This window comes from Mesorhizobium sp. B2-8-1 (assembly GCF_006440955.1).
Taxonomy (GTDB): Bacteria; Pseudomonadota; Alphaproteobacteria; order Rhizobiales; family Rhizobiaceae; genus Mesorhizobium.
In genome coordinates, this window is the sequence record NZ_VFTX01000005.1 from 450904 (window position 1) to 461196 (window position 10293).

The 10293-nt window shown below is 63.1% G+C and carries 11 protein-coding genes; 2 read left to right on the forward strand and 9 right to left on the reverse strand.

The genetic code is table 11. From position 1 onward, the window contains the following. Positions 1-11 precede the first annotated feature (11 nt). The 3 genes from ntrC to dusB are packed head-to-tail and all read right to left on the reverse strand — an operon-like array spanning position 12 to position 3630. Positions 12-1472 (reverse strand): nitrogen regulation protein NR(I), encoded by a 1461-nt coding sequence (ntrC, locus tag FJ428_RS16725; protein WP_140498568.1) that lies wholly within the window; start codon positions 1470-1472, stop codon positions 12-14. Further along, positions 1469-2611 carry a nitrogen regulation protein NR(II) gene (locus FJ428_RS16730; RefSeq protein WP_140632728.1) on the reverse strand — a complete coding sequence of 381 codons (1143 nt, stop codon included), beginning with the start codon at positions 2609-2611 and terminating at the stop codon, positions 1469-1471. Before FJ428_RS16730 ends, ntrC begins: the two co-directional genes overlap by 4 nt. Further along, complete coding sequence (gene dusB / locus FJ428_RS16735) at positions 2608-3630, reverse strand: tRNA dihydrouridine synthase DusB (RefSeq protein ID WP_140879811.1); 1023 nt, start codon at positions 3628-3630, stop codon at positions 2608-2610. Before dusB ends, FJ428_RS16730 begins: the two co-directional genes overlap by 4 nt. Positions 3631-3869: 239 nt before the next feature. Between dusB and FJ428_RS16740 the strand changes: the two genes are divergently transcribed. Next, complete coding sequence (locus FJ428_RS16740; protein WP_140879812.1) at positions 3870-5099, forward strand: bifunctional 2-C-methyl-D-erythritol 4-phosphate cytidylyltransferase/2-C-methyl-D-erythritol 2,4-cyclodiphosphate synthase; 1230 nt, start codon at positions 3870-3872, stop codon at positions 5097-5099. Further along, complete coding sequence (locus tag FJ428_RS16745) at positions 5096-5602, forward strand: CinA family protein (protein WP_140879813.1); 507 nt, start codon at positions 5096-5098, stop codon at positions 5600-5602. The genes FJ428_RS16740 and FJ428_RS16745 overlap by 4 nt, the downstream gene beginning before the upstream one ends. Here the strand turns inward: FJ428_RS16745 and FJ428_RS16750 are convergent. From FJ428_RS16750 to FJ428_RS16775, 6 genes are all read right to left on the reverse strand, one after another. Beyond that, entirely contained in the window at positions 5581-6036 is a 456-nt protein-coding gene (locus FJ428_RS16750) for a type II toxin-antitoxin system RatA family toxin (RefSeq protein WP_140879814.1), read from the reverse strand. The two genes, FJ428_RS16745 and FJ428_RS16750, sit on opposite strands and share 22 nt — an antisense overlap. A 114-nt stretch (positions 6037-6150) precedes the next feature. Then, positions 6151-7116, reverse strand: coding sequence for a lipoyl synthase (lipA, locus tag FJ428_RS16755; protein WP_140584650.1), 966 nt, complete (start codon positions 7114-7116; stop codon positions 6151-6153). 135 nt (positions 7117-7251) lie between these two features. Next, on the reverse strand, positions 7252-7509 hold the full coding sequence (locus FJ428_RS16760) for a GlsB/YeaQ/YmgE family stress response membrane protein (protein ID WP_140498561.1): 258 nt from the start codon (positions 7507-7509) through the stop codon (positions 7252-7254). Positions 7510-7608: 99 nt separating this feature from the next. Then, complete coding sequence (gene lpdA, locus FJ428_RS16765) at positions 7609-9054, reverse strand: dihydrolipoyl dehydrogenase (RefSeq protein ID WP_140525168.1); 1446 nt, start codon at positions 9052-9054, stop codon at positions 7609-7611. Between the two features lie 15 nt (positions 9055-9069). Further along, complete coding sequence (locus FJ428_RS16770; protein WP_140879815.1) at positions 9070-9705, reverse strand: SGNH/GDSL hydrolase family protein; 636 nt, start codon at positions 9703-9705, stop codon at positions 9070-9072. A gap of 111 nt (positions 9706-9816) precedes the next feature. Then, positions 9817-10293 (reverse strand): 2-oxo acid dehydrogenase subunit E2 (locus FJ428_RS16775; RefSeq protein WP_181167323.1); only part of this gene is annotated, 477 nt, incomplete at its 5' end.

A 10293-nucleotide genomic window follows, 5' to 3' on the forward strand; every position in this document is an offset into this window, starting at 1 on the left:
TCTATCCCGGCTCAGGCCTGGCGTGACGATTTGTAGACGTTGACGCCCAGTTCGCGAATCTTCTTGCGCAGCGTGTTGCGGTTGAGCCCCAGCAGTTCCGCGGCTTTGATCTGGTTGCCGCGCGTCGCGGTCATCGAGGCCAGCACCAGCGGATACTCGACCTCCGAGAGAATGCGCTGGTAGAGGCCGGCAGGCGGCAATTCGCCGGCAAACGAGGTGAAATAGCGCTGCAGGAAATGCTCGACCGCCTGGCCGATGGACAGGTCGTCGGGAATGAGGTTGCCGCCGCCCGGCACCACGGGACGCTCGCCGGTCTTGAGTTCCGCCTCGATGATCTCGGAGGAAATCTCGTCCTGTGAATAGAGCGCGGCGAGCCTGCGGACCAGGTTTTCCAGTTCGCGCACATTGCCCGGCCAGGGATAGCGCTTCATCAATTCGATGCCGCCCGACGAGATACGCTTGGTCTGGAGACCCTCCATCTCGCCGAGCTTGAAGAAGTGCCGGACGAGGTCCGGCACGTCCTCGGAGCGCTCGCGCAGTGCCGGCAGCCTGAGGGGCACGACATTGAGGCGATAGAAAAGATCCTCGCGGAAGAGCCCCTGGTTGATCAGCGTGCGCAAATCCTTGTTGGTGGCGGCGACGATGCGCACGTCGGTCTTGATCGGCGTGCGGCCGCCGACCGTCGTGTATTCGCCTTGCTGGAGGACGCGCAGCAGGCGCGTCTGCGCTTCCATCGGCATGTCGCCGATCTCGTCAAGGAACAGCGTACCACCTTCGGCCTGTTCGAAGCGGCCGGTTGAGCGGTTCTGCGCACCGGTGAAGGCGCCCTTCTCATGGCCGAACAGTTCCGATTCGATCAGGTCGCGCGGGATGGCCGCCATGTTGATGGCAACGAAAGGGCCGCCACGGCGGCGTCCATATTCGTGCAGCGCACGCGCCACCAGCTCCTTGCCGGTGCCCGATTCGCCCGAAATCATCACCGTCAGGTCGGTCTGCATCATGCGCGCCAGCATGCGGTAGATGTCCTGCATGGCGGCCGAGCGGCCGACCAGCGGCATCGTCTCGGGCTGCTCTTCCGGCCGCGCGTCGATCTTCGGCCGCCGCGGCTCCGACAGCGCCCGGTTGACGATGTTGAGAAGCTCGGTGAGGTCGAACGGCTTCGGCAGATATTCGTAGGCGCCGGTCTCGGAGGCACGAATCGCCGTCATGAAGGTATTCTGGGCGCTCATGACGATGACGGGCAGCTCCGGCCGAGCTTTCTTGATGCGCGGCAGCATGTCGAATGCGTTCTCGTCCGGCATCACCACGTCGGTGATGACGAGATCGCCCTCGCCCGCCGCCACCCAGCGCCACAGCGTCGAGGCATTGGAGGTCACGCGCACCTCATGGCCGACACGCGAAAGGGCCTGGTTGAGGACCGTACGGATCGCCGCATCGTCGTCGGCGACGAGAATATTGCCGCGAACGGTCATTTGCGGTCTCCTTCAGCGTCTTCATCGGTGCCGAGCGCCGTTTCCTTCCAGGCCGGCATCAGGATGCGGAACATTGTCGCGCGCGGCGTCGATTCGCATTCGATGATGCCGCCATGCTCGCCGACGATCTTGGCCACCAGCGCGAGGCCCAGTCCCGAGCCGTTCGGCTTGGTGGTGATGAAGGGATCGAACAGGATCGGCAGGATATCCTCCGAGACGCCGGAACCGTTGTCTCGCACGCAGAACTCGAGCGGCAGCGACACGCGATCCTGAGTGCCTGGAACCGAAACGCGAATGCCCGGCCGGAAGGCCGTCGACAGGACGATTTCACCTTGGGGGTCGCCGCCGATCGCCTCGGCGGCGTTCTTGACCAGGTTTAGGAACACCTGGATGAGTTGGTCGCGGTTGGCGAAGACCGGAGGCAATGAAGGATCATAGTCCTCCAATATCTTGATTTTTTTCGCAAAACCGTTCTTGGCGATCGCCTTCACATGGTCGAGCACGACATGGATGTTGACGGGATAGCGGTCGATCGGCCGCTCGTCGGAAAACACCTCCATGCGATCGACCAGCGACACGATGCGATCGGTCTCGTCGGTGATCAGCCGCGTCAGCGCGCGATCTTCGTCCGAAGCGGACAGTTCAAGCAGCTGGGCAGCGCCCCTGATGCCGGAGAGCGGGTTCTTGATCTCGTGAGCCAGCATCGCCGCCAGACCGGTCACCGAGCGCGCCGCGCCGCGATGCGTCATCTGCCGGTCGATCTTGTCGGCCATCGACCGTTCCTGGAACATCACCACGACGGAGCCTGGAAACTCCGGCACCGGGGCAACATAGAGATCGACCACCTTCTCGATGCCGAGACGCGGAGACGACACGTCGACCCGGTACTCGTTGACGGGGGCCCGGCGCTCGCGCACCTGGTCGACCAGCGTCAGCAGCGGGCTGCCGAAGGGGATGAGCTTTGACAGCGTGTTGCGGGCGAGCATCGTCGCGCTCGAGCGGAAGAAGTCCTCCGCATCGGCGTTGGCGAAGGTGATGAACCCCTCCGAACTGATCATGATGACCGGACGGCGGATGGTGTTGAGCACGATCTGGGCAGCATCCGCCATTTCCGGGCCCTGGCCGACGGAGGCGTTCATGCGGCGCTCCGCATGGGTGTTTGCTCGGCGGCGAAAAACACCTCGCGAAGCAAGGTAATCGTCCGCGCGGGGTCGAAAGACGTGAGAATGGCCTTGCGCTTTTCGTCGGCAAGGGCGCCGGCATGGCGGTCCAGATACCAGCCGAGGTGCTTGCGCGCCTGGCGCAGGCCGCTCTCGACGCCGTAGAGCGCAAGCATGTCCTCGTAATGGGCAATGATGTAGTCGGTCAGTTCCGCAGCGCTTTCCGGTAGCCGGGCAAGCTCGCCTGCCGCCGCGGCCGCGATGGTTCCGGCGGTCCAGGGCGCGCCGTAGTGGGCGCGGCCCACCATCACCGCATCGGCGCCGGATTGCTCCAGAACAGCGGCTGCTTGCGCAGGCGAAGACACATCGCCATTGGCGACGACCGGGATCGACACGGCAGCTTTGACGCGAGCTATGGCACGCCAATCAGCCTTGCCCTGATAGAACTGGCAGCGCGTACGGCCGTGCACCGTCACCATCTTGACGCCCGCCTGCTCGGCACGGCGCGCCAGGTCAGGCGCGTTGAGCGCCGTTTCGTCCCAGCCGAGCCGCATCTTCAGCGTTACCGGCACAGCGACCGCGCCGACCACGGCGTCGACCAGCGACAGTGCATGATCGAGGTCCTGCATCAGTGCGGAGCCGGCATAGCCGCCAGTCACCTTCTTGGCGGGGCAACCCATATTGATGTCGATGACGTCGGCGCCCTCGCCAGCGGCGATGCGCGCGCCTTCGGCCATGTGTGCCGCCTCGCGGCCGGCAAGCTGCACCATATGGACGGGCAGGCCCGAATGACGTATGCGCAGGTCGCATCCGGCCCTGCCTTTGGCGAGCTCGCCGCTTGCCACCATTTCGGATACGACCAGGCCGGCGCCATGCGCATGGGCGCGTTGGCGGAACGGCTCGTCGGTAATTCCCGACATCGGCGCGAGGAACACGCGATTGCGGATACTCACGCCGCCGACGTCGAGAGGTGCGGCCAATTTGGTCAGGTCAGGCATGCACAAAAACCAAGCATGTTCATTTGCTGCACATTCTCTAGCCATATCGGCCGCAATGTGCAACGCGGAATGACGCCACATTACGGCGCAATTGGGAAATGCCGAGCTCGGCTGCAGTCCCGAGCAAAGCGCCGCGCCTTGCACGAACACGCAATGGACGTTTTAGGGCTTCCTGTTCGGCCTACAATCTCTCCGAAAACCGATTACACTTTTGGGGATCGTGCGCTAAGCCAATCGGCATGACTGACGGAAACGAAAACCGGGCTTTGGAGGCGAACGGCAAGGTCGCGGTGGTTATTGTTGCGGCCGGCCGCGGCGCGCGTGCCGGACAGGCCGATGGCCCGAAGCAATATCAGCAGATCGGCGGTCGCGCCGTCATCGCCCACGTCATCGATATTTTCCTGGCGCATCCGCGTATCGGCCCGCTCGTCGTGGCAATACACGCCGAGGATCACGAACTTTTTCGACATGCCGTCGGCGCACACTCCAATCGCGTCACGGCAATTGCGGGTGGCCCCACCAGGCAAGACTCGGTTCGACTCGGACTGCAGGCGTTGAGAAGCCACGCACCGGACAAGGTTCTCATCCACGACGCGGCGCGCCCCTTCGTCGACGCGGACCTGATCGACCGCACGATCGCAGCCATCGGCGAGCGCGAGGGCGCGCTCCCGGCGCTGCCCGTCGCCGATACGCTGAAACGCGAATCCACCGCCGGGATGGTCGCCGAAACGGTTTCCCGGAGCGGGCTTCACGCAGCGCAAACGCCACAGGGTTTCCCATTCCTGGCGATTATGGCCATGCATGAGGAAGCCTATAACAGCGGCAAAACCGACTTTACCGACGACGCCGCGATCGCCGAGTGGATGCAGATGCCGGTCAAACTCGTTCCCGGCTCACCGGACAACGTCAAACTCACCTGGGCACGGGACATCGCCATGGCGGACCAACGACTTTCCAGCGAGCGCATGCGCTTTCCCGATATTAGAACCGGCAATGGCTACGACGTCCACGCGTTCGAGCCCGGCGACCACGTCACGCTATGCGGCATCGCCATTCCGCATGACAAGAAACTGTCCGGCCATTCCGATGCCGATGTCGGGCTCCATGCCCTTACCGATGCGCTGCTGGCGACCTGCGGCGCCGGCGACATCGGCACGCATTTCCCACCCTCCGACCCGCAGTGGAAGGGTACTGCCTCCCGGATATTCGTAGAACATGCGGCAAAGCTGGTGCGCGCGCGCGGCGGCCGCATCGCCAATGCCGACATCACGCTGATCTGCGAGGCACCACGCGTCGGCCCACATCGCGAGGCGATGACGGCTGCCCTGTCGCAGATGCTGGCCATCTCTGCCGACCGCATCTCCATCAAGGCGACAACCAACGAGAAGCTCGGTTTCGTCGGCCGCGAGGAAGGCATTGCGGCGATCGCCACGGCGAGCGTGGTGTTTCCCGGCGAGGTGCCGGAATGAGCAACAGCGAACTGGCAAATGCATTGCTGCAAGCCTGCCAGAAGCGCGGCATTATGCTTGCGACGGCGGAAAGCTGCACCGGCGGCATGATCATCGCCGCGCTGACCGACATCGCCGGCTCTTCCGCCGTGGTCGATCGCGGCTTCATCACCTATTCCAATGAAGCCAAGTTGGACATGCTCGGGGTTTCCGCCGCCACGCTGGAGGCTCATGGCGCGGTTTCACGCGAGACAGCGATCGAAATGGCAACCGGCGCGCTGGCGCGCTCCCGCGCCGGGCTCAGCCTCGCCGTTACCGGCATTGCCGGACCGGGCGGTGGCTCGCCGGAAAAACCGGTCGGCCTGGTCTGGTTCGGGATTGGCCTAAGCGGCCAGCCGGTTACGGCCGATCGCGTGCTGTTCGCCGATGAAGGCCGTGCTTTCATTCGCCAGGAGACCGCCAGCCATGCACTCAAGCTGGGATTGCAGGCGCTTGGGCATGCTCACGCCGGTTTTGCACCGTAGATGACATCAGCACGCTCTTCGAAGGCTTCGGAGAACATGCGGAAGGCACGGTCGAACATCGTGCCCATCAGGGCGCCGAGGATGCGGCTTTTGAACTCGTAGTCGATGAAGAAGCAGACGGCACAGCCGCCGTCGGCAGGGTCGAATCGCCAGACATTGGTCAGATATTTGAACGGACCGTCGATGTATTTGACGTCGATCGCACGCTCGTCGGGCTTCAGCAGCACCTGCGTCGTGAAGGTCTCGCGGATCGCCTTGTAGCCGATGCTCATATCGGCGACGAGGATCGTGCGCCCGTCACGCTCCTTGCGCGAGCGCACCGTCAGTGCCTCGCAAAGCGGCAGGAATTGCGGATAAGCTTCGATGTCGGCGACCAGGGCGAACATCTGTTCCGGCGTGTGGGAAACGCGGCGGGTGGCTTCGAATTTCGGCATGAACCCGGCTCTAAAGCGCGTCGCGTCGACACAGACTCATGCGACGCACCTTAGAGTCTTTGTTTTCGTGCATGCCGTTCTCCCAAAACCCGAAGTCACTTTGGGCGACATGCATCAGAGCGATTTCTCGAGCTGCGCTTGGCGCGCGGCGCGCAGCTTGGCGAAATCGTCGCCGGCGTGGTGCGAGGAGCGGGTCAGCGGGCTCGACGCCACCAGCAGGAAGCCCTTGGTCCGGCCGATCGTCTCGAAGGACTTGAACTCCTCCGGGGTGACGAAGCGGATCACCGGGTGGTGCTTTTTCGATGGCTGCAGATACTGGCCTATGGTCATGAAGTCGACATTGGCCGAACGCAGATCGTCCATAAGCTGCAGGATTTCGTTCCGCTCCTCGCCCAGTCCAACCATGATGCCGGACTTGGTAAAGATCGAAGGGTCGAGCTCCTTGACCCGCTGCAAAAGCCTGATCGAATGGAAATAGCGGGCGCCTGGCCGGACCGTCAGGTAGTTCGACGGCACCGTTTCGAGATTGTGGTTGAAGACATCGGGCTTTGCCGCAACCACGACCTCCAGTGCGCCGTCCTTGCGCAGGAAGTCGGGCGTCAGGATCTCGATCGTGGTTGAAGGCGTCGCCGCCCGGATCGCACGGATGACCTCGGCGAAATGCTGCGCGCCGCCATCGGCGAGATCGTCGCGATCGACAGAGGTGATGACGACGTGGCTGAGGCCCATCTGCTTGACCGCGTGGGCGACCCGTGCCGGCTCCTCCGGGTCGAGCGCGGTCGGGATGCCGGTGGCGACGTTGCAGAAGGCGCAGGCACGTGTGCAGATCTCGCCCATGATCATGAAGGTGGCGTGCTTCTTGTCCCAGCACTCGCCGATGTTCGGGCAGCCGGCCTCCTCGCAGACCGTCACCAGCTTGTGCGATTTCACGATCTCGCGGGTTTCGGCATAGCCTTTCGACACAGGCGCCTTGACGCGGATCCAGTCAGGCTTGCGCAGCACGTCCTGGTCGGGCTTGTGCGCCTTCTCCGGATGCCGCAGCCGCGGCGCATTGGCGATCGTGTCGAGGACGGTGACCATCGGAACCCTGGTTTTCTTTGCGATCGCCGCCGGCGATCGTCACTTACACGTCATCTAGGACTTTTCAGCACAAAGAAAAAGGCTGCGGCGGTACATGCCGCCACAACCGTTTTCGCATGGCGGAAACGATACCGACTAACGGCGCACCAGACGCCCGGCCCAGATCAGCAGGCAGGCGCCGATGAAACCGGTGATCAGGTAGGCGGTCCAGCCGACGCCAAACACGCCGATGTTCAAGGCACGCAAGATCGCGTTCAGCACCACTGCGCCGGCAATGCCCAAGATGATGTTCATCAAGACGCCGGTGTTGCTCTTCATGACCATTTCGGCAAACCAGCCCGCCAGGCCGCCGATGATGATGGCTGCGATCCAGCCCACGCCATTCACGTCCATATGCCTTCTCCTTGCTTGAGAAAAAACGCATCCGGAACCGAACTAACTTGCCGTCGAGCTCCTGCGGCTTTCGCATCTGAGTCTCGTGCGGCCAATCTATCATGCGTTCAACGCACGGCCATAGGCGTCGAGTACGCTTTCCTTCATCATCTCCGACAGCGTCGGGTGCGGGAAGATCGTGTGCATCAGTTCTTCCTCGGTCGTCTCGAGGTTCATCGCAACGACAAAACCCTGGATCAGTTCGGTCACTTCGGCGCCCACCATGTGGGCGCCAAGCAGTTGGCCGGTGTTCTTGTCGAAGATGGTCTTGATGAAGCCCTGGTCCTCGCCGAGCGCGATGGCCTTGCCATTGGCGGCGAACTGGAAGCGGCCGACCCTGACATCCTTGCCCTCGGCCTTGGCTTTCGCTTCCGTCAGGCCGACCGAAGCGACCTGCGGATTGCAATAGGTGCAGCCAGGGATCTTCAGCTTGTCGGTGGCGTGCACGCCGGGGAAATTGGCGATCTTCTCGACGCAGACGACGCCTTCATGCTCGGCCTTGTGGGCGAGCATCGGCGGGCCGGCGACATCGCCGATGGCGTAGATGCCGGACACATTGGTCTTACCGTAGTCGTCAACGACGACGCAGCCGCGCTCCGTCTTCACGCCAAGCGTCTCCAGGCCGAGGCCCTCGATATTGCCTTGCACGCCGACGGCCGAGATCATGCGATCGGCCGTGATCTTCTCCACCTTGCCGTCCTTCATCTCGACATGCGCGGTGATCGAATTGGCGCCTTTCTCGACCTTGGTTACCTTGGCTTCGAGAATGATTTTCATGCCCTGCTTCTCGAACTGCTTCTGGGCGAATTTCGACACCTCGGCGTCCTCGACCGGCATCACGGCCGGCAGCAGTTCGACGACGGTCACGTCGGCGCCCATGGTGCGGTAGAACGAGGCGAATTCGATGCCGATGGCGCCCGAACCCATCACCAGCAGCGACTTCGGCATTTCCTTGGGCACCATGGCCTCGAAATAGGTCCAGATCAGCTTGCCGTCCGGCTCGATGCCCGGCAGCGCCCGCGGCCGGGCGCCGGTCGCCAGTATGATGTGCTTGGCGGTGTAGGTGCCCTCGCCCTTGACGCCTTTCGGCACAGGCGGCTGCGGCTCCATCGGCTTCTTGGCCGTCTTGGAGACGACGATCTCGCCCGGTTTTGTCAGCTTGGCCTCGCCCCAGATGACGTCGACCTTGTTCTTCTTCATCAGGAAGGCGACGCCGCCATTGAGCCGCAGCGAAACCTTGCGCGAGCGGTCGACGACGGCCGACGTGTCGACGCTGACCTTGCCGTCGAGCTTCAGTCCATAGTCCTTCAGATGATCCGAATAATGCATGATCTCGGCCGAACGCAGCAACGCCTTGGTCGGAATGCAGCCCCAGTTCAGGCAGATGCCGCCGAGATGCTCGCGCTCGACGATCGCCGTCTTGAAACCGAGCTGCGCGGAACGCACTGCCGTGACATAGCCGCCGGGACCGGAGCCGATGATGATGACGTCGTAGTTCTCAGCCACGGTTTTCTCCTTCAATCACAATTCCAGCATGACGCGCACGAGCGGCGTCAACGCCTCGCCGATGTTTCGCGTATTTTCGGCATCGAGATGGACGCCGTCGAGCGGCGTGGTCTTGGCCACAGTGCCGGCATCGAAGAAGCCGCAGCCAGCCCCATCGGCAAGCGCGGAATATTGCGGCGCAAGCTCTTTGGACGCATCGTCGCCGCCGGCAAACATCGCCTTGAACTCGGCATCTTCAGTGCGACTGACGAGAGGCGGCGAGACGATGAGGATCTGCGGCGGCGGCCAGTCGAACGGATAGTCGTGGCCGCGCACGATGTCGATCAGGCGCTGGATGCCTTGTTTGGCCGCAACGGGATTGCCGTGGATCCAGGGCTTCATGTCGTTGGCGCCGAGCATGATGACGATGACGTCGATCGGCGCATGCGTGGTCAGCACCGTCGGCAGCGTTCTTGCGCCATTGCGGTCGGCGCCTGCCAGGTGATCGTCGAACGCCGTTGTGCGGCCATTCAGTCCCTCGGCAATGACATGCACGCCGTCACCGAGCCCAGCCTGCAGCACGCTTGGCCAGCGATCCTCGAGCGCATGACGGCCACCCTCGGCATTGTAGCCCCAGGTCAGCGAGTCGCCGTAGCAAAGAACCGTCTTCATCTTGCTCAACCCGCCCTTGCGAGGGAGTATTCTTCCTCGGCGTTGGTGACGACGGCGAATTCCTGCGCCTCCAAGCCGCCGGCGAAGAATTTCCGCACCGCCTTGTTCTTCCTACACCAGCATGCCCATCGGGTTCTCGATCAGCTTCTTGAAGGCGACCAGCAGTTCGGCACCGAGCGCTCCGTCGACGGCGCGATGGTCGGTCGACAGCGTCACCGACATCACCGTGGCGATTCTGATCTCGCCGTTCTTGACCACCGCCCGCTCCTCGCCGGCACCCACTGCCAGGATCGTCGCATGCGGCGGGTTGATGACGGCGGCGAAATCCTTGATGCCGAACATGCCAAGGTTCGACACCGCTGTGGTGCCGCCCTGATATTCCTCGGGCTTCAGCTTGCGGCTGCGCGCGCGGCTGGCCAGGTCCTTCATCTCGTTGGAGATCACCGACAGCGTCTTTTCGTCCGCATGCCGAATGATCGGCGTGATCAGGCCGCCGGGGATCGACACCGCGACGCCGACATCGGCATGCCTGTGCTTGACCATGGCGCTTTCGGTCCACGAGGCATTGGCATCCGGCACCGCCTTCAA